This window comes from Pseudomonas sp. FW305-E2 (assembly GCF_058782925.1).
In genome coordinates this window covers 34,984-58,227 of the sequence record NZ_JBYSYE010000031.1, presented here as the reverse complement: position 1 = coordinate 58,227, position 23,244 = coordinate 34,984, and the positions used below count along the sequence as shown (strand labels likewise).

The following is a 23,244-nucleotide window of genomic DNA, read 5'->3' as shown; positions in this document are numbered from 1 at the left end:
CCACATGCAGAAAACCAGTGCAACGCTGCTGATCATCGATGACGACGACGTGGTCCGTGCCAGCCTCGCCGCCTACCTTGAAGACAGTGGTTTCAGCGTCCTCCAGGCCAGTAATGGCCAGCAGGGGCTTCAGGTCTTCGAAGAACACCAGCCCGACCTCGTGATCTGCGATCTGCGCATGCCGCAGATGGGCGGCCTCGAACTGATCCGTCAGGTCAGCGAGCGTGCGCCGCAGTTGCCGGTGATCGTGGTGTCCGGTGCCGGCGTCATGAGTGATGCGGTGGAAGCGTTGCGCCTGGGCGCCGCCGACTACCTTATCAAGCCGCTGGAAGACCTGGCCGTACTCGAGCATTCGGTGCGCCGCGCCCTCGACCGCTCGCGCCTTGTGCTGGAAAACCAGCGCTACCGCGACAAGCTCGAAGCCGCCAACCGTGAACTGGAGGCTAGCCTGCACCTGTTGCAGGAGGACCAGACCGCCGGTCGCCAGGTGCAGATGAACATGTTGCCGGAAAGCCCCTGGGTGGCCGGCGAGTTCGCCTTCGAGCACCAGATCATCCCGTCGTTGTACCTTTCGGGGGATTTTGTCGATTATTTCCGCGTGGACGAGCGGCGCATTGCTTTCTACCTCGCCGATGTATCCGGGCATGGGGCGTCGTCGGCCTTTGTCACCGTGCTGTTGAAATTCATGACCACGCGCCTCATGTTCGAGCTCAAGCGCAGCAGGATGCGTGAGTTCAAGCCGTCTGAAGTGCTCAGCCACATCAACCGCGGCCTGATCAACAGCAAGCTGGGCAAGCACGTCACCATGGTCGGCGGGGTGATCGACGAAGAGTCCGGCCTGCTGACCTACGCTGTTGGCGGCCATTTGCCGTTGCCGGTACTGTACACCCCCGAGCATTGCCGCTACCTGGAAGGCCGCGGCCTGCCGGTGGGGTTGTTCGATGAGGCCACCTACCAGGACCTGGTGGTGGAGCTGCCCCCGCAGTTCAGCCTCAGCCTGATGTCCGATGGCATTCTGGACCTTTTGCCGGGTGATACGCTCAAAGATAAAGAAGCCGCCTTGCCGGAGATCGTCAAGGCAGCAGGTGGCAGTCTGGATGGGCTGCGTCAACGATTTGGATTGGCTACGCTTGGGGAGATGCCGGATGATATCGCCCTATTGGTGTTGAGCAGGAACCTTCAATGAGTACCGGTAGAATTCAGTTCGCCGAGCAGAGCGGTACCTTCGTACTGAAATTCGTTGGTGAAGTGCGCCTGACCCTGTGTTCGGCGCTGGATGCGACGATCGAGAAGATTTTCACTGCGCTGAACTTCTCGGCGATTGTCATCGACCTGACTGAAACCGAGAGTATCGACAGCACCACGCTGGGCCTGCTGGCGAAGCTGTCGATCCTGTCGCGGCAGAAGGTGGGCCTGCTGCCGACGGTGGTGACTACCAATCCGGACATTTCACGGCTATTGCAGTCGATGGGTTTCGATCAGGTGTTCAACATTGTCGATCGGCCGATTCCCTGCACCGATTGCCTGACCGACTTGCCGTCGCAGGACCAGAATGAAGAGGTGGTGCGCTCCAAGGTGCTGGAGGCGCACAAGATCCTCATGGGCCTGAATGACTCCAACCGCGAAGCCTTCCATGATCTGGTCAATGCGCTGGAGCGGGGCTGATCTATAGCCTGTGCCGGCCTCTTCGCGGGTAAACCCGCCCCTACGACGGCCTGCGCCCAAACACCAATGTGTATCCACCCCCAATCAGGTGTAGGAGCGGGTTTACCCGCGAAGAGGCCGGCACAGGCTGTAAAAATTCTGAATCTCACTGCTCCCGGTTTTTAAACTCTGTAGCCTCACCCCCGCCCGCATCCAGCTGATACACCCGCGCCGGCCGCCCCTGTTCATCAAAAAACACCTGTCCCAGCCCGGCACCATTCCACAGCCGTTCCCCGGCCTTGCTGTGGCTGGGCGTACGCGGCACCACCTCCATTTCTCGGCGCTTGGTAAACCAGTTGAGCGGCGAGCGTGGCGCATACAACCAGCGGTTGAGCCGGTCGAGCACATCCAGCAAACGCCGGGGGAACTCGTTCTTGATTCCGCTGCTGGTCACCTGCCACAAGTGCGGGCTGCGCTGGCGGTGGCGAATCAGCACCTCATACACGAACGAGTAATGCACATCCCCCGACAGCACCACGTAGTGCCCCGGCGTGCGCGAGTGGCGGAAGATATTGAGGATGACCTGCGCTGCACCGCGGTGGGCCATCCAGTTCTCGGCATCCACCAGCAGCGGGTAGCCCAGCCAGCTGAACACCTTCTGCACCGTCTCGATCAGCTTCACCCCGAAAATCGGCGCAGGCGACACGATGACTGCCGAGGGATGATCGAGCAGTGCCTGCTGCAATTCACTCAGCGCTTCCCAGTCCAGCAGGCCGGACGGCTTGGCCAGGTTGCTTTCGCTGCGCCAGCGGCGGGTGCGGGTATCCAGTACCAGCAGCGGTGGTTGTGTAGGCAGGCTGAACTGCCAACCCTGGAAGCGCAGCAGCTCGCCTATCAACTCATCCTGGTTCTGGCGGGTCAGCACCTGGCACTGCTTGATCAGCGGATTGCAATCGTCCGGGTTGTTGCCCCAGGCCTGGCAGAGCAGGTAGCCGAGCAAGGCGTTGCCAATGATCCTTCGCGAGAATGGGTGGCCGTAGGCCGTTTCCTCCCACTGCGCCGAGAGGTTCCAGTCGTCGGTGATGTCGTGGTCGTCGAAGATCATCAGGCAGGGCAGGTGAGCCATCACCCGCGCCACCTGACCGAGATTGTCGGCAAACCCCTGGATCAGCGGCAGCTCTTGCCGGTATCGGGCTTGATGCTCGTCGCTGAGCCCGCTGGGGATGCCCAGGTCCACCAGCTGCCAGGGCACCGGCGACCACACCAACAGGTACATGGCCATGACTTCGGCGAAGGTCACCAGGTGGTTGTCGGCGTTGCTGGACGAGAAGATCGGCTTGCGCTTGCCGCCGAAAAAACGCTCGCGCAGGGTGTCGTTGCGTTCCAGCGCCGGCAGCAGGTCGGCGCGGTGGTAGTAGCTGGCCGGGTGCTGGTACAGCGCCTGGCTGTCGGCTACCACCGCACCCTCCAGTTGCTCGTCGAACAAGCCCAGGCGCGAGATCAGGCTATGGATGGCGCGCAGCATGGGGCCCGCGACATCGTCGGCGTAAACCTGGTCGCCCGTCATCAACAGCACGGCCGGGCGGTCTTCGGGCTTCTTGCACGCCTGCAGCAGCCGGTCGGCGCACAGCAGGCCGTCGGCAGCAGGGTGGTGCGGCTTGCGGCAGGAGCCGTGCAGCAACTGCTCGAGGCGCTCACGCAGCACCAGGTTTGGGCGCTGGGCGCCCGGGTAGAGCAAGTGCGGCGCCCAGTCGGCGATACCCTGGCCATTGATCAGCAGGTCATAGTCGAGCAGCTGGTTGCAGGGCAGGGGGCTGGCGAATTGGATGTCCAGCAGGTGAACGTAGGCATGCCGGCCAATCGGCACCACCTGGCAATCGACGTGGGCCTCGCTTGCCAGGCAGACGAACGCGGGCTGCTGCGGTTGGGTAGTGACCAGCCAGACGGCCAGACGCTGGGGTTCCAGGCGGCGCAGTACCGGGCCGGCGAGAACGAGGGGCAACGGGTTAGGGGAGGTCATCGACAGCTCGGGTGGCTATGGCGGCCTGTTCGCGGGCAAGCCCGCCCTTACATCGATTGGTGTAGGAGCGGGCTTGCCCGCGAACAGGTCCGAGAATTCAATACACAACTAAGGCGTGGCAAACAAAACGGGCGGAAATACTGAACACTTCCCGCCCGTCAGGCAAACCCGAACTGTATCAGGCCTTTTCAGCCATCAACTTCTCCAGCTTTTCCTGGTCCCGCGCAAATTGGCGAATACCTTCGGCCAGTTTCTCGGTGCCCATGGCGTCTTCGTTCATCGCCCAGCGGAACTGGCTTTCGTTCAGGTGCTGCTTGGCTTCACCGGCGTTGCCCGGTTTCAGCACCTGCGGCAATTCACCCTGGTCATCACTCAGCTGCTGCAGCAGCTCGGGGCTGATGGTGAGGCGGTCACAGCCGGCCAGTTGTTCGATCTGGCCGATATTGCGGAAGCTGGCGCCCATGACCACAGTGTTGTAACCATTGGCCTTGTAGTAGTTGTAGATGCGCGTGACCGACTGCACGCCTGGGTCCTCGGCGCCCACGTATTCCTGGCCGGTGCTCTTCTTGTACCAGTCGTAGATACGGCCCACGAACGGCGAAATCAAAAACACCCCGGCATCGGCGCAAGCCTGGGCCTGGGCGAAGGAGAACAGCAGGGTCAGGTTGGTCTGAATGCCTTCCTTCTCCAGCTTTTCGGCGGCGCGAATGCCTTCCCAGGTGGAGGCCAGCTTGATCAGCACACGCTCTTTTGCCACTCCGGCCGCCTCGTACAGGGCGATCAGCTGACGAGCCTTGTTCAGCAGGGCTGGCTCATCGAACGACAGGCGAGCATCCACCTCGGTGGAGATACGCCCCGGGATGACCTTGAGAATGCCTGAGCCTACCGCCACCGCAAACTTGTCGCAGGCCAGGTCGACATTACCCATGGCGTCGGCCTTCACCTGCTTAAGCAGGTCGGCGTAGCCCGGGATGGCAGCAGCCTTGAGCAGCAGCGACGGGTTGGTGGTGGCATCGACCGGCTTCAGGCGGGTGATGGCGTCCAGGTCCCCGGTGTCGGCGACCACGGTGGTGAACTGCTTGAGTTGTTCCAGCTTGGAGGTCATGGGCGTGCTCTGTCCTGTGCATTTACTCGACATTACCCGAGCCCCGACAGCCGCTCAAGGGCCGCCGAAACCCTGCGGACCGGCTGGCCCGCACCGGGCTGTACGAAAGGTGAAGATTCGAGTCGCAAGCAAGCCCGAGGTTCCCTCCCTCTGAGGTCACCGCCCCTGCAACAACTCCACGGCCTGGTCAAACACCGCCAAGGGTTCAGCCGCCTTGTGAATGTCTGCCGACAGCAACTGGCGGAAGCGCCGCGCCCCTTTGAATCCTTGGGCCAGCCCCAGAATATGCCGGGTAACGTGGTGCATCGCACCGCCACTTTCCATATGCGCCACGATGTAAGGCCGCAGTTGCGCCAATGCCTCGCTACGGCTGACCACCGGCGCATCGCTGCCAAACAGTTGCTGGTCCACCTCGGCCAGCAGATAAGGGTTGTGATACGCCTCGCGCCCCAGCATCACGCCATCGAAGGTTTCAAGGTGTGCCTGGCATTCGTCCAGGGTCTTGATCCCGCCGTTGAGCACGATCTCCAGGTCCGGGAAGTCCCTCTTCAACTGCGCTGCGATGTCATAGCGCAGCGGCGGGATCTCGCGGTTCTCTTTCGGCGACAGCCCTTCCAGAATCGCGATGCGTGCATGCACGGTAAAACTCCGGCAGCCGGCCTCACGCACCTGGCCGACGAAGTCGCTCAGTTCGGCGTAGCTGTCACGGCCGTTGATACCAATGCGGTGCTTCACCGTGACAGGCGTCGATACGGCATCACGCATGGCCTTCACGCAGTCGGCCACCAGCGCCGGGTGAGCCATCAGGCACGCGCCGATCATGTTGTTCTGCACCCGGTCGCTCGGGCAGCCAACGTTGAGGTTGACCTCATCGTAGCCCGTTTCTTCAGCCAGGCGCGCACACGCGGCCAGGTCGGCCGGCACACTGCCGCCCAGTTGCAGGGCCAACGGGTGCTCAGAAGCATCGTGGCGCAGGAAACGGTGAGCGTCGTTGTGCAGCAGGGCACCGGTGGTGACCATTTCGGTGTAGAGCAGGGTTTGCCGGGAGAGCAGGCGCAGGAAGAACCGGCAGTGCCTGTCGGTCCAGTCCATCATCGGTGCTACTGAAAATCTTCTGTTCATAAGTCCTTGATTTATAAGGGTTTGAAGGCGAAACCGGATTGGTTTTCGTGTTCAAAAAATGGTGAAAATTCGCTGTATGGGTACACCTGGTGTACACGCCGAGTACCAAAAAGGTATGCTTTGGGTACTGAAAAATGAACACGGAGTGAACACGCATGGCCTCGATTCAACAGCTCCCGAGTGGCAACTGGCGCGTGCTCATTCGCAAAAAGGGTCACAAGACCATCAGCGAGACCTTTGCTGATGTGAAGCTGGCTCGAAAATTCGCTAAGGAAAAGGCTAAGCAGCTGGAGGAGATCAAAGCCACTGGCAAGATCTCTGCGCCCAAGGACTCCACTGTTGCGCATTATATCGACGATTACCTGGAGCACATACAGCCCGGACGAACGCTCCAGCGGAGTGCCTTGTTCATCCTCAAGGCATTGAAGAAAAGGTTCGGCAAGATCGGAATCGAGAAGCTGTCACGCAGCCACCTGGACGCCTTCATTGAAGAGAGGAAGAAAGCAGGTGTTCAGGGACAAACCATCGCCGGCGACCTTTCGATGCTATCGAGCGTGCTGAGGCACTGCTCGGAGACTAGGAAACTGAATATCGACGGCGAGATGGCGGACAACGCACGGAAGTCGATTAAGACAGATCACAAGCTTCGCATTAAGAGCCGTGAAACTGAATGCATTCCAACCCAGGCTGAGATGGATGCGATTCTTCGACAGTACGAAAAAATGAAGCGGCAGCAGATTGATATGCCGGCAGTCATTAATTTCGCGCTGGCCACGTCAATGAGACAGGCTGAAATTTGTGGCTTGAAAATCGAAGATCTGGACTTTGAAAACAAGACCGTGATTATTCGGGATCGTAAGCATCCGACGGAAAAAGAGTACAACGACCAGACTGTGCCTCTTCTTCCCAAAGCGTGGGAGATCGTCCTGGCTGCTGTAGGGACTCGCACAACCGGACAAATATTCCCCTACAAGTCAAAGTCAGTAGGTGTTTCCTATACCCGTGTTCGTAAAAGTGCTGGAATCAAGAGGCCAACCAGGTTCCACGATATCCGGCATAAGGCGATCACTGATTTCTTTGCACTTGGCCTCAACGTACCACAGGTAGCGTTAATGAGCGGGCATAAAGACTGGCAGACGTTGAAGCGTTACACACACGTCAAGGCTGTCCATGTTCATTCCGCCTATGAAGATCTTAGCGCGAAGAACCAAGATGCCAAAACGCTTTCCCAAAATATGGCCTTCCTCGCTGAGCAAATTTCTGAGCTCAAGGCTTTGACGGAGGCGAAATAAAAAAGGGGGCCGTGGCCCCCTTATTTTATTTGATGCATCTCATGATGAAATCATCGTTGACGCTGTCGATTAAGCCAGATATGAACTCGATGACAGCACTCTTCGGATAGAGGTAAGCGTTGCCAAAGTGAATGGCCTTTGGGCCTTTTCCCTTCTTCCTCCAGTATTCCAAGGTCTCAATCTTTACCTTAGCTAACTCGCTGAGATCCTCTGCGGTGTAGCAGTTCACTTCGTCAGCAATCTTTCGTCGCAGGTCACTCATGTCAGGCAGCTCCACCTTGAGTGAACCCAAACCCTTTTACCCTAGCCATCAGAAACGTGCTGATTCCCTGCACAGGGTAAAAAAAGCAATTGCCGGCGTAAGCGTAGGCCGGGCCGGTGCCATGCCTGCGCCAGTTCTCCAGCGTGGGCCGAGTAACGCTGAACAACTGAGCCACGTCGTCTTCAGTCAAAAAGCCCATGGCCTGTGCGATTCCTTTTTGCATATCACTATCTCAGAAGTGCCCGCCGTCATGACCGTCAGCGCTTCCTGCTTTCTCTCTGAGCCCGGCGTCGTACCTGCGGCTTGTCAATACATGAGAAATTATTTTCCGGACAGCCGTCAAGGCGCAAAGCCCATTTATTTCAAAGTATGCGGACAGCATACCCTTAACTATGAGTATGCTTAGAAGAGACTCTGATCGGATCTCGGGACGAAAAAAAGCCCCGCTGGGAGAGAGGCCAGTGAGGGGCTAGGGGGTCATGCTAGGAAGAAAAGGAAGGAAACTTCAAAGCATTACTTATAATACCACATTCTTATGTTGTGTGTGGTTTGTTGTCAAATGCAAATCGCCAATTTCATTTTGAGGTGGGAAGCCGTTAGTTCCTGGGTTTTGTTTAATTCTGGCCAGAACTATATGCCCTTCGGCTTTGATTAAGTCCTTCAGTTGCTGCATGTCGGTTTTTGTAGCTTTGGCGATTTTGTATTGAATCGATTTACTGATCTTGATGGCCGTGGGATGACTGCCTTCTCCGTAGAAGCGGTGCCAGAAATGCCGGCCTGCGTGCTCTCCTGACATCACCTGCAGCTCGACAAGGGCTGACTGGCCACCTTTTCTTGTGAGTTGGCTTTTGACAGACCTAACTTTGATCATCGCATCGTGAGTCGGCATCGGCTCTCGGGACTGCGCCTTCGCGTTGACGATCTGCATGTCTTGCTTGCGGAATTTGCGCTTTAGAGAGTTGATGTGAGACTTCGTGAAGATCTTGCATGACCGCCATGCAGCAGCCTCTTGTGACTCACCTAGGCGCGGGCGGTTTCGGCTGTACTGCCGGTCGCGGAAGTATTCATTGCCGGCATGTTCAGCGTTGTCGTACTCAAACAACCGCTGTGCAATCTCTTCTTCTGTTGATGACGTGATCATGCCGCCGACGATGCGGTTCAGCTGGTATGAACGTCCGCGTGCGCCTGTACCACCTGTGGCTTTTCGAGCGGCACCCGGCTTGTATTCGACATCCAGGCCGTAGGTGGAGTTGTGTAGCAGGTACTCAAGTACGTCTGCTGGCCTGCCAGGATTGTAGAAGCTGATTGCGTATTGCCTGCGGTCAGGGTGTGCGGTGTACACGTAGAAGCAGTGCGAAAGGCTCTTCCAGCATGGGTCTAGAGCTCGCAGCATTCTTCCGCCTAGGAAGTCATCGATCTGTTCGAGGATGGCGGCGTAGAACTGATCATGCTCTTCTGGGAGCACCGGGCGTGATGGCGTGAGGATGATCCGGAAGCGTGGAGCTGCCTGGGTGTGCGAATGGCTGGTGTAGACAATGTGCTCAAGACACAAGTCGATCAGGGCATCCTCAATTTCTTCGAGCTGGATCATGTCGTCGTCGTAGCCTTCGCCCAGCTTCTGGTCAACATCGAATACGACCAGCGTCGAAGAGACGACGTTGTCTGCGTGACGGGTTGGAATGCGGAATAGAGCTGGAACGAAAGTAGATGCTCTTTCTTTATCTTCAAGAACAAGTGGTTCTGCGAAATGCTTTTCGTAGAAAGAGAATAAGTTGCTGGCGTTAGCGGCTGTCAGGCTGTTCGTTGATGCCCAGGATTGTGTTGAATAGTTGATCATGATGACACTCCTTTTTTTCGAGTCTCTCGCTCATCTGCCCCTATTAAACAAATGGAGCAAAGGGTGGCGCAATACTGTTCGTGAAATAATAATTTTGACTGGGTTTTGGGCGTGTCTTTATGAGGTCGTTGATGGGCTATGAGTGTTTATTTTTGAAATGGTGTTGACTGAGAAGTTTCTCTGAATCAATCATGTTGCCAGCCGGGATACCCCTACTACCCATGCTCAACTCTTCTTATTTCTTAAATAGAGAGGTGGTAGTGAGGGTGCTTAGGCCATTTGGTTCAGAAAAACTTTTTCTTTGAATTTCGGTATATCTGGTTAATTTATTTTGGCTAATTTCACAAAGGGGTATTGCAACGCCTTTTGCTCATTTTTAATACTGTGGATACAGAGGCAGGAGAGAGCCTCGCATAAAAGGAAATGTAGTATGAGTAACGCATCAAAGGTGGCTACTGATTCTAATCCAATTGTCATCGAGAATAACGAGGACGCTCTTGAAGTTGCCAGAGAGATTAAAGAGTACGGTAAGCAGAGCCGACTGATCTCAATTGAGGGCGATGTACTGAAAGCTGTATCCGTGGCGTACAAGACTGCTTCGGGGTTGCACAGCTCTAGCGAAGGGCAGATCACAAAGTCGATCTACAACATGTCGAAAATGGCTATTGCTCTGATGATCGTGAAAGCTGACAGCAGTGACAAAGCTTTCGACGCGGCAGCATCCGAAATCGCTCGTGACGTTTTCGTCTCTGGAAAGACCGAAGAGAAAGCTAGGGCACTCGCTGAAGCAACTGGACGCACTCAAGAATCCTGCTTTTCAGCTATCAACGGCAAGCTCGAATTCCTGACTGCCCGGATGAACTCCAAAACGAACACCCTGGCCGACACTCGCACCTCAACAGAAAGCCCGGAGGAAATCCGCGACATCATCCTGTCAGAAGGTGGCAAATACCTGGTTAGCCTGCCCACTGGCGAGGGCAAGTCGACGCTCATCAACGAGCCTGTTATCCAGCACTATCTTGATGCAGGCAAAAAAGTCTTGGTGATCTCTCACCGCCGCTCGATCAACAAGACCCTTGCAAACCTGCCCGGCATAGTGAGCTACGACGAATGCGATCATCCCGACGTTTTGCTCAACGCTAAGGGGCTAAAGATCGTCGTCAACTCACTCAACGCCTTGAAGTTCAAGCGCTTCATCCAGTCAGTCGACCTGGTTGTCATTGACGAGGCATCTCAGGTGCTCTCGCACGTTCTCGGCGGCGAAGTCAAAAACCGGCAATCCGTTTGGGAAGCGCTAAACCTTGTCGTCAAAAACACTACAAACGTCATCATGTCTGACGCTGACATCGACGCACGCTGTGCCGAGATGGTTGGCGCCGGGCACAGGCTGTTCAGAAGGCCTGCATCTCACAGCAAAATCAGCGTGCAGGTTGGTGAGATCAATCACGTGCGCGCACTTGCCATTGCTTCGGCTTGCAAAGTGACCACGCTGATCGCTTGTGATGCGGTCAAAGAAGCGCATGCGTTGGCCAAGGCTATCGCAAAGCAGGGCGGGCCAGAAGCATTGGTGATTACAGCTGATAACGCTCAGTGGCAGGAGCAAGCTGCTTTTATCGCTAACCCGAATGCCTCGTCTCATCGGGTCGTGATTTACAGCCCAGTCATCACGTCAGCTCTATCAATCACCTCCGAGCACTTCAAAAACCATTACGGGATTTTCCAGGGCCAGGTGGTGCCGAGCGATGCGATACAGATGTTGCGCCGCGACCGCACCGCAGACACCTTCACGGTGGGTATCAAGCAGCCACAGTACAGCAAATCTGAGGCCGTCGAGGTCGCTTACAAAATCAAGCCGGTGTGCCTCGAAGATCTCCTGGCCAGTGAGTGCTTCAAGGGTGTCGACAGAGCTAAGGCTGAAGCACAACTTAAGCTGGAGCTGGGCGCTCTACAGTTCAATTTTCTTGAGTATACGCACCGCAGAAACGAAGCCTGGTTGCGCGACAACATTCAAAACACCCTGCCTGCAAGCCTCCTTGCGCGTGGATTCACAGTCGAAGTTCTGAAGCACGACGACGAACTCTCGCGTAGCGGCTCTAGGGCCGACAGCCAGGCAAAAAAAGCGGTGAAGCGTCAGCTTGCTAATGGTCTCAATCACGCCTCCAAGGCTGACTCAGCGACGACACAGCGCGTTAATGAGTACGGCTATACCAATGAGCAGGAGCTACTGGAGGCAATCCGCGCCCGTGCAATCGAGGTTATGCAGGTGTCGGACTTTAACTTGGACGACGCCATGGTATGGGGCCGTGGAGAGGGTGAGTCTAAAATCATCAAGTTTCGCGATCTGTTTAACGCTACAGATGAGCTCAATCCCATGGATGATCGTAATACAAAAAAAGTGATGGCTCTCTTGAAACCAGCTCTGATTGTTATGACTTATAGCAGTGCCTGGACGGGATCTGAAAGTGTCGCGCTGTTTGATAAGCTCAATTCGATGCGCGCGGATGTCCTGGCAATGGGCATAAAAATCAGCTCAGCAAAAAGTGATCAGGCCAAGAAGGCTGATATCGCAAAAATCTTCAGTCAGTTTGGTCTTGTGGTCAAGAGGCATGAGAGGGCAAAAAAACAGTTCTTCTACACGGTTACTGCAAAGTCACTTATTCAAATGACTCGCTACATCTGACACCCTAAGCGCCAGGGAAGGCGCTGCAATATACCCAATATAAATATTTTGACAAACTTGCTCTGCGCTATTGAACGGCCAAAAGCTCATATTTACTATGGAAGGTATAGCAATAAGAAAAAGGAAAAAGCTATGACCGCAGCATTAAATATTCCCGAGCTCATAAACATGGGCGAAGTGATGGAGATCAGAAATCTGTTTATGAAAATGAATGGATACAGGCAGGCTGATCTGGAACTCGTTTACAAGACCGGCCTGGCTTGCAGGTACGCTGGACAGAAATTCAACTGGAACGAGCGCAACGAACAAGTGTTCGGGAGAAAGCCTGTAGCTCTAGAAGACGTATTATTTCCCCCTGAACTACCACCAGTGCCGAAGCCCTTCAGGAGCTGGTTAGAAGTAATGGTGACGCTGTTTGGCGGCCTGAGGGACTGCGACTACGAACCAGAGCATTACAAGCTGAGCTATGTCACTCAGCACACTTATCAGCCAGACTGGATCGATTCGCTCAACGATAGGATTATATGGGAAGGCAAAGGTGTCATCCCTGATCTGGTCGATGCGAGAAAATATAAGTGCGTAGCAAAGCAAAATAATGTTCATTTCATCTTTATTTTCCAGTGTAAAAACATCCATTGCCCCTGGGTGCGTCCTCGCCAAGACGGCACGAAGATGACATTGGAAGAATGGTGTAAGAAGGCTGGCTTCGACTACACCTACGAAGGCGAAGAAGAAGAGTTCCGAAAGTCCAAGCGCTACCTTGATCTGGTCAAGAATTTTGGCAAGTCACAGAGCAGTCTGCTGGAGCAGCTGAATAAGAAGTAACGATCATCAGCAAGATGCAAAGAACACAAAGGGCCACGACGGCTCTTTTTTTGCGCACAAACAAAGCTGTTAATAGTGTTACAATGTCTGCATAAGAATAATAAGAACGAGTGCGACATGCGAAAAATCCTGGGGATTGATCCTGGACTCTCTGGCGGTCTATCTATCATTGACGAGCAATTTAACTTAATTGCTTGCATTCAAATGCCAACCTGCTTTGTTGACGGCAAAAAGCGTCGGGTAGACCCGCGTCCGGTTTTTGACTTCATTGAACTGCACAAACCAGAGCTGGCTGTTGTAGAGCTAGTGGGGGCAAGGCCTGGCCAGGGTGTTACTTCGATGTTCAGCTTCGGTGATGCCTTCGGTGCTGTCAGGGCTGTCGCGGAGTGTCTGTGCCCGACTGTTAGGTACTCCAGGCCCCAGGAGTGGCGTGGCTACCAGAGCCTCTCAGGCCTCTCGAAGGAACAGATAGCTGAAGTGGCTTTCGAGGTTTTCCAAGCTGAGCAGATCTATGGCAAGCCCCGTGGCGGCAAGCGTGCTGTGCGCGACGGTATATCCGACTCCTTAATGATCGCCAAATACGGCGTGCGATTCCTGGAGTGACGGATGAGCCGGACACGCATGCTCGATAAAAAGCTCCTGAAAGAGATCGTAAAGGGCGTCGAAAGGACGTCAACGGTCGAGCTCGCCTGCGCTATCGCAAACATTTCCGAAGCGGCCTTTTACAAGTGGCAAGCGCGTGGCCGTGAGCTCATCGAGGCGATTGAAAACGAGGAGACCGTAGAACAGGCGGACGAGATCTACGTCGAGTTTGTGGAGTCGGTTGAGCGTGCTCGGTACATCTCCTGTCTGCCTGCCGTGGACACCATCCAGAAAGCCATCAAGATGGGCGACGTCAAGGCTGCGGAAAAATTCCTATCCCGTCGCATGCCTGGTCAGTTCGGTGACTACGAGCGCAAAGAAGTCACCATCAAAAGTGATTCCAACGCTGATGACGGCATTGGTATCGCCCTGATTCCATCCATGGGCAGCGACAACGACCTAGATCAGCTCCTCCAGCAGCAGCAATCCGACGCTCTGTTGCTCGCAAAGACAAAAACAAGCGAGCTCAGCTGATGATCAAACAACGCACCCCATTCGACTGCGGCATCGCAACCCTGGCCAATGCCTTGTCGGTCACTTACGAGCGTGCCCTGGAATTGTACGGCCACAACAAACAACGCGATGGCGTAACGATCCAGCACACCGCATCGATCCTATTCAGCCTGGGCTACGCACCTGTGTATACCGCTTTCCCCGGCTTCGTCAAAGCCAGCGGCATCGCCATGTCGACAGCCAGCCCGGACGTCCTTGAAACCCTCGGCCACCCCGCAATCCTGCAAATCCTGACCGCCTCTGGAGTGCTCCACCAGGTCTTTTTTGACGGCAAACAAATCCACGATCCCAGCCCCTCAGTCACCGGCCCCCAAAGCGTCAGCGAGTACGAGTGTGTCGATGCGGTGATCCTCTACAAGCGCTTCCACGCGGGCGGTGTGATCTCCAGCAAGCCAGGAGATGCCATTCCCCAGATCATCAGCACTGACTATCCAGAGCCGCGTAAACGGTTTGTGATCAAACAAGGCCAGGCGCTTGTGCGCAAACAGAGCCTCTCTGTACTGCATGCGGTACAGGGAGGTGCGTTGTGATCCGTATACGGGATATTAACCCCGGCGAGGTGGCTTTATGAGCTCTGCTGGGAACATTAGGCAGATCGCCAAAGCTGTCCGGAATGTCCTGTGGGAACCGATCCCCGGCGCAGGTGGTGGGCTCAGCTCGCAGGGCATGCTGCTCATCACTGGCCAGCCTCGAAATCTGGTCAAGGAGGTTCTGTTCCACGGCTCCAGGGGTAATGGGAAGTCTGAGTGCCTGCTTATGGCATTCGGGCAACACGTTGGCCAAGGATGGGGCAGCTACTGGCGCGGGGTGATCTTGCGTCGTCAGTTCTCATCGCTGAAAGACCTGATCGTCAAGAGTCACAGGCTCTTCCCGAAGCTCTTCCCTGGTGCGACGTACAACAAGTCGATGCGCGAGTGGACTTTCCCGACTGGTGAAGTCCTGATCTTCGATTACATCGAGAAGAAAGAGCAGTACGAAGCGAAGTTTCATGGCCAGGAGTATAGCTTCATCGGATGGGACGAGCTCACGACTTGGGCGACTGACGAAATCTATGAGTCGATGATGTCGACACTCCGGACGTCGTACCAGCCAACAAAGGCCCAACCGCTGATGCCACCCCTGCAGGTCAGGTCGACCACGAACCCGTGGGGCGTCGGCAAGCGCTGGGTTAAGGCCAGGTTCATTGACGGCAAAATCAGTGGTCAGATTGAGTACAAAAACGGCCAGCGCGACAAGTGTGCAATCTTCGGTACGGTCTTCGAAAACCCACACCTGAACGACGAGTACAAAGCCTGGCTGAGCACGATCAGCGACCCAGCGAAACGGGCAAGCTGGTTGCTTGGAGATTGGGAGGCAGTCGATGACAGTGCGATGTTCGCTGCGCTATGGAAAAAGGATGTGTTGCTCATGCAGCCGTTCACGATCCCGGCGCACTGGAAAGTCGAGCGATCCTTCGACTACGGCCAGTCGACTCCCTTCTGTTGCATCTGGACTGCAGAGGCCAACGGCGAGTCAGTCTTAGTCAACGGCAAACCGTTCTGCCCACCAAAGGGATCGATCATTGTTGTCGGAGAGGATTACGGCACACCGCTCAACCCTGATGGCACACAGCAGAAGCGCGACCTGGGCCTTTTCCTTAGTGCCGGCAACATCGGAAAGCGACTCAAGCAGCGCGAGCTCAAGCTTCAGGAAAGCATCCTGAGAAACCACGCCAAAGTCACTCCAGGCCCTGCGGACAATCAAATTTACAACGGCTCCAAGGTTGACCAAGGCAATGCACCTACCGTTGCAAAAGACCTGGCTGCTGAAGGCATGACCTTTGTCACTTCAGATAAGTCGCCTGGCTCACGTGTGACGAGTGCGCAGCTGATGTTCAGCCGTTTGCAAGCAACAGTCGACCAAGACCCCGGTAAGCCACATATCTACTTCTTCACTAACTGCAAGTTCTTGAACTCATCGATTCCTGAGCTGCAGCGAGACGAAGATCAACTGGATAGTGTTGCGAAAGCTGGTGATGACCATGCCTGGGATGCCTTGGCCTATAGGCTTACCTGGAAGCGACCAGTAACTTCAATTCAACAAGGTATTCGGTAACGCCACAAGTTTGCCGTCAAACAAAGTACAATTGTTGTAGCCAAATAATAATAAGAATAGGCGCTAACCATGTCAGTAAGTCAACGCACTTTGCGCTGCCAAAAATATTACGATGATAGAGAGATTATTCGAGACTTGCTTGGTGGCACCAAAGCCATGCGGGCCGCAAGGACTAAATATCTTCCCAAAGAACCCGGAGAGTCTCCTGAGTCTTATAAAAGACGGATTGATAGGTCGTTCCTAGTCAATTTCTTCGACCGTATTGTCAAGAACTTAGCGGCCAAGCCGTTTACCCGACCAGTTGGTGTGAAGAGCGACTCCCATCAAGAATTCGCTGACGAGTATGCCGTTGACGTCGATGGCAAAGGTACGAGCGTCAGCGGCCTGGCCTCGGCAATTCTAGAAGATGCAATCCGGATGGGCACAAGCTTCCTGTGCGGGGACAAGGCAGTGAACGGAGGTAGGCCTTACCTCTACCACCTTTCCGGGGAGCGTGTACTCGGGTATCGAATGGATGAGGACGACAAGCTCACCGAGATCCGAATCAAAGAAGCAGCGGTGGTTGCCGATGGTGAATGGGGCGAGAAAGAAGTGACGCGAGTTCGCGTGTTCAAGCGTCTCGGGGAGGTGGTGACTTGGTCTTTATACGATGGAGACGACGGGTCGCCGATCCTGCTTGAGCAGCCATTTGCTCTCAAAGAAATTCCTGTGGTCGCGGTGCATTCTTCACCTGTCGTCGCGAGTGGAGAGCTCATGGCTGCGCCGCCGCTGATCGACCTTGCTTATGGAAACGTACAGCACTGGCAAGAGAGATCAGATCAGTTGAATATCCTCCGAATTGCCAGGATTCCTGTGCTTTTCGCCTCGGGCGTTGCTGAAGACGCCGCCATTTCCATCGGAGCGGAGTACGCCATCAAAGGCGACATTGGTGCCGACCTCAAGTATGTGGAGCACTCAGGAGCAGCGATTGATGCAGGTCGTGATTCGATTCGTGACCTAGAGATGCAGATGCAATCCTACGGCCTGGACATGCTAGAAAATACGGGCGTTGCTGAGACGGCCCAAGGGCGAACGCTCAGAGCTGGTGAGACGAACAACAGAGTCGCGATGACAACCCTGAACCTCAGTAGCGCTCTCTCCCAGGGGTTTGGATGGCTCGCATACTTCAACCGGATACCCGACGCTGACTTTCATGTCGATATCAATACAGACTATGGCGTCACAAGCGATGCTCAAGAGCTATCGACCCTAAACACGATGCGGACGATGGGTGACATCTCTAGGGAAGATTACCTGCAGGAAATGAAGCGCAGGAGTGTTCTGGGCAACGAGTTCAACCTTTCTGACAATGCTGATAGGCTCTCCACAGAGCTTGCATAGCCAGGAGATGCCTGTGAACGTACATGAGCTGCACGACCGGTACAGCCTTGCGGCTCACAGGCTTGTAGCCAAAAAGCTACTGACTGATCCTGGCCTGCTGGATGTAGCGAAGGCCAATCTCGAAAGGATTGCCGCCGAACTGCCCGAGTCATCGGTGGCCGTCCTGGAATGGGGGATCGTGCTGAAGTGCAGTGTCGAAAGCATTTCCGAATTCATCGTTCAAGACAACGATCACCTTCAGGAGCTCCGGCAGTCATCGCCTTTTTCAGGTCTGATCAGCCAGGCTGAGCGAGCTGCTTTGCGTGAGGCAATCTATCTACGTCACCTCTAAGGAGAGAATCAGATGTCGCAGCTTCCTTCGCACTTCAAGGATCTGGTAGCTCCTCTCGGCCTCAACACTGAAGTGCAGTGGGGGCCGGAGCTGTATAAGCGGCTGCGTACAGCCTGGGAAGAGGTATACACGAGAGCGCGAGAGCTTCAGAAAACACAGAAGCAGCTCACAGCATTCTCTGCGCTTATCGTGTCTTCAGATAGAAAGAGGATGCAGCGGGTTGGCGCCACTTCGGAAGCAAATCAAGAAAATATCTTCAGGATGCTTTGTGAGATGTATCCCCGCTATTTTCCAAATCCGAAGCCCAATAGATCATCAAAGGCCAAAACCAAATCCATTGTCTTCCGTGCGAAAGGGCCGGCCACTACCCCCAAGAGATCTGGTAATAAAAAAAGTGGGATAGTCCAAATTGGCTTTGGCTTGGCATCGACATACAAGCCTAAACGGATTGATCCAGAATCTGTAGTCGTGGACGAGAACACCAAGCCTGATGTGAAACCCGACAAGAGCATCATTTACGTTCCCGGTTGGTCGATCAGTGGGGCGTTTGATGACAAGTCATAGCTCGCTACGGATAAGCATGAAATATAGCTGTTTGCCTTGACAAAAAGTCAACAGTAATCAAACATGCAGAACTGTCTTCAACGAATCATTAAAGGATACCTATGTCGCGTCTTGCTGAATTCCGCGCTCTCGAACAACAGCTCGCTGCTCAGCTGGCTGAGCTGGAAAGCCTAAAAAACGATGATGGCCTGAAGCGTGAAATTGAGTTCGAAAAGAAGCTCCGCGACTTGCTCGGTGAGTATGGCTACAGCTTGCGCAACATCGTAGCTATCCTCGACCCCCAGGCTGCCTCTCGCCGTGCCGCTCCTGCTGTCCCTGAGAAAGTCAACCGCAAGCCCCGTCAGGTCAAGCAGTACAAAAACCCGCACACTGGTGAAGTCATCGAAACCAAGGGTGGCAACCATAAGCAGCTGAAAGAGTGGAAGGGCCAGTACGGTGCCCAGGAAGTCGAGAGCTGGCTGGCTCAGTAAGACTTTTTGAGTACAAACATAGGGGCCCCACGAGGGCCCCTTTTTCATTTATGGAAGAAGAAAATGCAGATCAAGAAACCGCAGCACCTCCAGGCGTTTCGGGAGCTACTGGCAGATAGCCGGTATCTCCTTTGCGTCGACCTGGAAGCCACTTGCGATGAGTACCCTGAAGGCCTGAGCGACGAGCAGAAGCTTGAGCACAAGCTGGCTGTTCATCGCGACGAAATGGAAACTATCGAGGTCGGCGCGGTGGTTCTGGATCTGCATCAAGACGCCAGGATCGTCAGCGAGCACACATGGTTCGTTCGCCCGGTGCTGAACCCTGTCCTGACAGACTTCTGCAAAGGCCTGACCACGATTGACCAGGTTGACGTCGACAGTGCCGGCACCTACGACCAGGTTCGCCAGGCGCTGAATGACTACCTCGCTCCGTTCAAAGCCGAGGGCCTCATGTGGTGCTCATGGGGTGATTACGATGCCAAGCAACTGGCAATGGACGCCGAGCGGAACAGCTGCGAACGGATGCTCTCCGGCTTGGCACACACGAACGCGAAGAAGTGGCACTGGAAGGTGCTGAACTGCCGTGCAATGGCCCTCCGACCAGCCGTGGAGGACTGGGGTATTGAATGGTCAGGCCAGTATCACCGGGGGATTGACGATGCCAGGAACCTCGGCGTGCTGGTAGGTGAGATCCTGCGAGCTGGCTGACCGGGCTGGGCTGGAGGTATGATGTCAGTTTGACTGCAAATGGGCCCTGCGGGGCCCTATGTCCCAGGAGCGGAGTATTCATGGAGAAGCATCTGTACAGGTTCAGGACTGCAGACAGGCTGCTAGGAAAAGATGCAACGGAGGATTCAGCCGCTGCTCCGGGGGAACTCGAGAACCTGGAAATTTACTTTGCGCCACCTGAACAACTGAATGATCCGCTTGAGGGGTATAGAGAGATTTTTTGGTCGGGAGATAAAATCGTCTGGATGAATTTCTTCAGACACTATCTTCTCGTGCTTGCTCTGCGTAGCTGGCAGATTGATGATGTTTCTCGTGGTGTCCCACTTGAGAAGAGTCTGCCGGTATGGCAATACCCTAAGCAACTTGATGGGATATTTCTATCTGCTTATCAAGAAATGGACAGGCTTCTACAGAGTGATAGTGTTTTTCATGCATACGCTGAAGCATTTGCAGTCAATCATAATAAGCACTATAAGCCACAGTTAAGTCATTATCTTTTTGGTCTACATGATAGATTTTTATCAATTGTATTGACAGTCAATGATCAGCATAACATGACCGATGTCAGGCACAACAGCCCACCTTTTGATCCTTTGCAAGAAGTGGAATTTCATAGTCCGATAATCGCAGGTATTGAAAAGTACGGCGACTTAGGAAAGGTCTTTGAGACTTACCAAAAAATTGCTTTGACCATGTCTGGTTATGAAATTAAGTGCCACTCTTTACTGCCGGAGTCCAACAAGAAATTTCTAGAGCTTACGAATATATTTTCGTCACGTTACTTGGATCAAATACAAATTTTGATGCACCCTCAATGGTATGTCGCATGCTTCATGAAAGAATGCGATAATTCAGCGATTTGGGGGAGCTATGGGGACAACCATAAAGGGATTTGCTTAAAGTACAGTGTCTCGGGTTCAGAACCAACCCTTTCCATGGAAATGAATAAGCCGGTAGGCCTCGGAATGAGGGGTATCACTACCAGCTTTCAGCATATGCCTTTTATGGAGGTTCACTACGATAGGGAACACTCTGAAATAGATTTTTTCAGATCATTAGGCAATGTTCCTAACGAGGCCCTGGGCGGTTTTTGGTACACAGATAAGGAGAAGAATCTGAGCACCACCAGTGAGTGGTATCGAACTGACTCTGAACAGCTACGCACTGAACACTGGGAGAAATTCAATTTCTCACTTACTTCAAAGCTGCCACAGTGGGAGTCGGAAAAGGAGTACCGCCTTGTGCTTCAGTCAGGTATGGATCTAACGGATAAAAAGCACAGGGTACTGAAGTATCGTTTCTCAAGTTTAGTGGGAGTTATTTTCGGGATTAAAACGCCGATTGAGCATAAGATGAAAGCTATAAGTGTCATTCGAACTCATTGTGAACGCGAGGGGCGACAGCACTTTGATTTCTATCAAGCTTACTACGACCCTGGCACCAAGTCTATTCAGCATGCGCTACTTCCGCTGTAAGTGTCGGAAAATAATCTGCTCTCGAATTTTTTCAATAACAGTTTATGACTAATGGTAAGGATGCTAATAATGCTAAAAGCTCGTGTTGATTATAAGCTTCTAATAGATATTGGCGATTCATTGGCCTCTGATAATGGTGTTTCCGAAGCGGCTGCGTCTAGGGCTATAGCTTCAGCCTCAGCTACACATCCAGACGTGGTGCCGGTAATCAGGGCGTGCCAAGAATGTCCAGACTTTAGATCGCTCGTTCTAGATATCATTATGAAGGACTTCAAGGAGCATGAGAAACACAACCCGCTTGCGATATTTGAAAGCATAGCAATGGTTTTCAATGCTTTAATTGTTCTGAGCGAAATGAGTGCTCTTCCGCCGCCAAAAGATTTTTTTGAAGAATATCGCGTTCTTATCGAAGCGCAGATAGATCGCTCACCAACTGTAGCCGCTTGATGCAGGGTGTTTGTTGTCAAGTTATTTAATGGCCAGACCGCCTCACAAATTCTTTGTATCGCTCCCGGCTGGCCAGTACCTGATCTCGAATCTCTGAAACGTCGATTCTCATAATGCCCTCTGGGGTGGCGCGGAGGGTTTTGAGGGAGTTGACGGCTAAGATGAACTGCTCTTCCCGGATGTCCCAGATCGTCTTAGCTCTTTTGTGTCTTCCCAGTAGCGTAAGTATGAAGTTAATCATTGGGTACTACATTCACCCATTCTTCATTCTCCATCAGTCTTGTCAGTCTTGATATCTCTCTTAGGTTGGTGAGGTCGTAAATCGATGCAACTAACTCTGTCTCGGTATTCTCACGATACATGATGGTCATGTCTTCGTCGTTGGAAAAGCTGCAGCGTGCATAATATTCGCCGTCGACAAGATCTACTGCGACTGAAAAACCACCCCTGTTAGGCCATCCGCGACTTTTGTAATCCTTAATCGCATCAATAACAGCGGCAGTGATTGCGCAGTCATAAACGCGCTCAGTAGTTTCTTGCTTGTTTGGGATCTTGTCGTTCATATGCACATCTCTCTTTCGTTATTGACCGCTGAGCAGTCGTTGCATGTGATTAGTATTGCAATTGAGATAAGATCTGATCAATCAATATTTTTTGCACCATGCACCTTGAAAACGAGAGAAAGAGCGAAACCCCCGCTGCAACCCCTGAAAATACAGATGGGTATATCAGTGGCATACCCATAAAATAATTTCACATTGCCCTTTGCTGACAGACCTCAGGCAAGGAAAAAGGCCCGGAGGGCCTACGCTTTTGGAAGCTTTGTCTGTTTTATGATTTCCATACTGTCGCCATACACGGTTTCATCACACCTGATAAGCATCTGCCTGTTCAGTGCCACAACCATCTCATTGGTGGCTTCTACTTTGCCCTTGCCCCAGTAATCTGAGTCATTGACCATATAGCCGAGGGTTGGTGAGATGGGGAAATATAGGTCGGTATGTGAAGGTGGTATACCATTGGGTTTGCGATTGAGCACTTCGGGATGCACGTTGATCACAGGATTATCACTTGTTATAAATCGAGTATCTGTATTATTTATGAGCCAAACCACATTTTTAGTCTCATAACACATCGCCGTGCTGTAGCCCATGTTGACGCCAACCAGGATTGCCAAAAACCAGTTGTTTTTTATCATTAGTTCATTGATGGTCTGATTACCTGACCTGGCCGACGAGTCAATAATATTGCGGAAGACTTTTGTTCGTGAAAATTGATGGCCCATATAGCTAATCAAATTATTGAGTGCATTTTCTTCTTCTAAAGCCAAAAAGTTACCATTTCTCAATGCGTCGAGCGTCGGTCTGACGTCGTTTTCAATTGTTGTGTGTAGCTCTTCAATTGTGTTGAATGTTATGTCGTCACGTTTTTCTTTATCTTTGACAGGGTCAAGCACGGCAAGAAGGCATGAATATACAATCATCCTCCTTAGAAAGCCGTAGTGAAAATTCTTTATTCCAGGATCGCATTTGCTAATCCAGCGTTCAAGAAACTCGACATCGACGTTGTCTAGGGGGGTTAGCTTATAGAATTCATATTCTCGACCGAGCCCTTTTGTGCTGACCGCCTGGATGTTGCCCTTTTTTGTTCGATGAAACACATCTCTCTGGTTATGCGACCAGCCACGAAGGTAATGCGCCCAGATGTAGTGATTACCACGCTTGATGTCCATTTTTGCTCCTTGTCCTGAAGGCATCTTCTCTGCGGACAGGTTTAGAGTCAAACCACGTTGCCGGGCACACATGGCGATGG

At 53.4% G+C, this 23,244-nt stretch carries 24 protein-coding genes; 17 read left to right on the top strand and 7 right to left on the bottom strand.

Annotated features, from left to right (window positions below):
- Positions 1-4: 4 nt before the first annotated feature.
- Positions 5-1,186 carry a two-component system response regulator RssB gene (rssB, locus tag AC3WLP_RS20220; protein WP_003248822.1) on the top strand — a complete coding sequence of 394 codons (1,182 nt, stop codon included), beginning with the start codon at positions 5-7 and terminating at the stop codon, positions 1,184-1,186.
- Positions 1,183-1,665 carry an anti-sigma factor antagonist RssC gene (gene rssC / locus AC3WLP_RS20215; RefSeq protein ID WP_003248823.1) on the top strand — a complete coding sequence of 161 codons (483 nt, stop codon included), beginning with the start codon at positions 1,183-1,185 and terminating at the stop codon, positions 1,663-1,665. The genes rssB and rssC overlap by 4 nt, the downstream gene beginning before the upstream one ends.
- A gap of 145 nt (positions 1,666-1,810) precedes the next feature.
- Here the strand turns inward: rssC and AC3WLP_RS20210 are convergent, their stop codons facing one another.
- The 3 genes from AC3WLP_RS20210 to dusA form a co-directional block, all read right to left on the bottom strand.
- Entirely contained in the window at positions 1,811-3,664 is a 1,854-nt protein-coding gene (locus AC3WLP_RS20210; protein ID WP_088513655.1) for an alkaline phosphatase D family protein, read from the bottom strand.
- A gap of 178 nt (positions 3,665-3,842) precedes the next feature.
- Entirely contained in the window at positions 3,843-4,769 is a 927-nt protein-coding gene (gene tal, locus AC3WLP_RS20205; RefSeq protein ID WP_088513656.1) for a transaldolase, read from the bottom strand.
- Positions 4,770-4,925: 156 nt separating this feature from the next.
- A complete protein-coding gene (gene dusA, locus AC3WLP_RS20200) occupies positions 4,926-5,891 on the bottom strand; it encodes a tRNA dihydrouridine(20/20a) synthase DusA (protein WP_088513657.1) in 966 nt (321 codons plus the stop codon).
- A 155-nt stretch (positions 5,892-6,046) separates the two neighbouring features.
- Between dusA and AC3WLP_RS20195 the strand changes: the two genes are divergently transcribed.
- Positions 6,047-7,183 carry a tyrosine-type recombinase/integrase gene (locus AC3WLP_RS20195; protein ID WP_088513658.1) on the top strand — a complete coding sequence of 379 codons (1,137 nt, stop codon included), beginning with the start codon at positions 6,047-6,049 and terminating at the stop codon, positions 7,181-7,183.
- A gap of 25 nt (positions 7,184-7,208) precedes the next feature.
- Here the strand turns inward: AC3WLP_RS20195 and AC3WLP_RS20190 are convergent, their stop codons facing one another.
- Positions 7,209-7,445, bottom strand: coding sequence for a helix-turn-helix transcriptional regulator (locus AC3WLP_RS20190; protein ID WP_088513659.1), 237 nt, complete (start codon positions 7,443-7,445; stop codon positions 7,209-7,211).
- 16 nt (positions 7,446-7,461) lie between these two features.
- Between AC3WLP_RS20190 and AC3WLP_RS20185 the strand changes: the two genes are divergently transcribed.
- Positions 7,462-7,851, top strand: a complete 390-nt coding sequence (locus AC3WLP_RS20185; protein WP_143516737.1) for a hypothetical protein — start codon at positions 7,462-7,464, stop codon at positions 7,849-7,851.
- Positions 7,852-7,962: 111 nt separating this feature from the next.
- Here AC3WLP_RS20185 and AC3WLP_RS20180 read toward each other — a convergent pair whose 3' ends face one another.
- Positions 7,963-9,282 (bottom strand): hypothetical protein, encoded by a 1,320-nt coding sequence (locus AC3WLP_RS20180; protein ID WP_088513661.1) that lies wholly within the window; start codon positions 9,280-9,282, stop codon positions 7,963-7,965.
- Positions 9,283-9,712: 430 nt separating this feature from the next.
- Here AC3WLP_RS20180 and AC3WLP_RS20175 point away from each other — a divergent pair, with 430 nt between their 5' ends.
- The 13 genes from AC3WLP_RS20175 (at position 9,713) to AC3WLP_RS20115 (ending at position 21,432) form a co-directional block, all read left to right on the top strand.
- Positions 9,713-11,962, top strand: a complete 2,250-nt coding sequence (locus tag AC3WLP_RS20175; protein WP_178085911.1) for a DEAD/DEAH box helicase — start codon at positions 9,713-9,715, stop codon at positions 11,960-11,962.
- A 132-nt stretch (positions 11,963-12,094) separates the two neighbouring features.
- Complete coding sequence (locus AC3WLP_RS20170; protein WP_088513662.1) at positions 12,095-12,787, top strand: PDDEXK family nuclease; 693 nt, start codon at positions 12,095-12,097, stop codon at positions 12,785-12,787.
- A 117-nt stretch (positions 12,788-12,904) separates the two neighbouring features.
- Positions 12,905-13,390: a RuvC family protein gene (locus AC3WLP_RS20165; RefSeq protein WP_088513663.1), complete on the top strand. Its 486-nt coding sequence runs from the start codon at positions 12,905-12,907 to the stop codon at positions 13,388-13,390.
- Positions 13,391-13,393: 3 nt separating this feature from the next.
- Complete coding sequence (locus AC3WLP_RS20160; protein WP_088513664.1) at positions 13,394-13,903, top strand: hypothetical protein; 510 nt, start codon at positions 13,394-13,396, stop codon at positions 13,901-13,903.
- Positions 13,903-14,472, top strand: a complete 570-nt coding sequence (locus AC3WLP_RS20155) for a hypothetical protein (protein ID WP_256596071.1) — start codon at positions 13,903-13,905, stop codon at positions 14,470-14,472. Before AC3WLP_RS20160 ends, AC3WLP_RS20155 begins: the two co-directional genes overlap by 1 nt.
- Positions 14,473-14,509: 37 nt before the next feature.
- Positions 14,510-16,036, top strand: a complete 1,527-nt coding sequence (locus tag AC3WLP_RS20150; RefSeq protein ID WP_088513665.1) for a terminase large subunit domain-containing protein — start codon at positions 14,510-14,512, stop codon at positions 16,034-16,036.
- A 69-nt stretch (positions 16,037-16,105) separates the two neighbouring features.
- On the top strand, positions 16,106-17,416 hold the full coding sequence (locus tag AC3WLP_RS20145) for a DUF4055 domain-containing protein (protein WP_256596072.1): 1,311 nt from the start codon (positions 16,106-16,108) through the stop codon (positions 17,414-17,416).
- Between the two features lie 13 nt (positions 17,417-17,429).
- On the top strand, positions 17,430-17,747 hold the full coding sequence (locus AC3WLP_RS20140; RefSeq protein WP_088513666.1) for a hypothetical protein: 318 nt from the start codon (positions 17,430-17,432) through the stop codon (positions 17,745-17,747).
- Positions 17,748-17,759: 12 nt separating this feature from the next.
- Complete coding sequence (locus tag AC3WLP_RS20135; RefSeq protein WP_088513667.1) at positions 17,760-18,311, top strand: hypothetical protein; 552 nt, start codon at positions 17,760-17,762, stop codon at positions 18,309-18,311.
- Positions 18,312-18,412: 101 nt separating this feature from the next.
- Complete coding sequence (locus AC3WLP_RS20130) at positions 18,413-18,781, top strand: histone-like nucleoid-structuring protein, MvaT/MvaU family (protein ID WP_088513668.1); 369 nt, start codon at positions 18,413-18,415, stop codon at positions 18,779-18,781.
- 63 nt (positions 18,782-18,844) lie between these two features.
- A complete protein-coding gene (locus AC3WLP_RS20125; RefSeq protein WP_088513669.1) occupies positions 18,845-19,489 on the top strand; it encodes a 3'-5' exonuclease in 645 nt (214 codons plus the stop codon).
- Between the two features lie 80 nt (positions 19,490-19,569).
- Positions 19,570-20,985, top strand: a complete 1,416-nt coding sequence (locus tag AC3WLP_RS20120; protein WP_088513670.1) for a DUF2971 domain-containing protein — start codon at positions 19,570-19,572, stop codon at positions 20,983-20,985.
- A gap of 69 nt (positions 20,986-21,054) precedes the next feature.
- On the top strand, positions 21,055-21,432 hold the full coding sequence (locus AC3WLP_RS20115; RefSeq protein WP_088513671.1) for a hypothetical protein: 378 nt from the start codon (positions 21,055-21,057) through the stop codon (positions 21,430-21,432).
- A 233-nt stretch (positions 21,433-21,665) separates the two neighbouring features.
- Here AC3WLP_RS20115 and AC3WLP_RS20110 read toward each other — a convergent pair whose 3' ends face one another.
- Positions 21,666-21,995, bottom strand: a complete 330-nt coding sequence (locus AC3WLP_RS20110) for a hypothetical protein (RefSeq protein ID WP_088513673.1) — start codon at positions 21,993-21,995, stop codon at positions 21,666-21,668.
- A gap of 242 nt (positions 21,996-22,237) precedes the next feature.
- Positions 22,238-23,164: a DUF4238 domain-containing protein gene (locus tag AC3WLP_RS20105; RefSeq protein WP_179198353.1), complete on the bottom strand. Its 927-nt coding sequence runs from the start codon at positions 23,162-23,164 to the stop codon at positions 22,238-22,240.
- Positions 23,165-23,244: the final 80 nt, after the last annotated feature.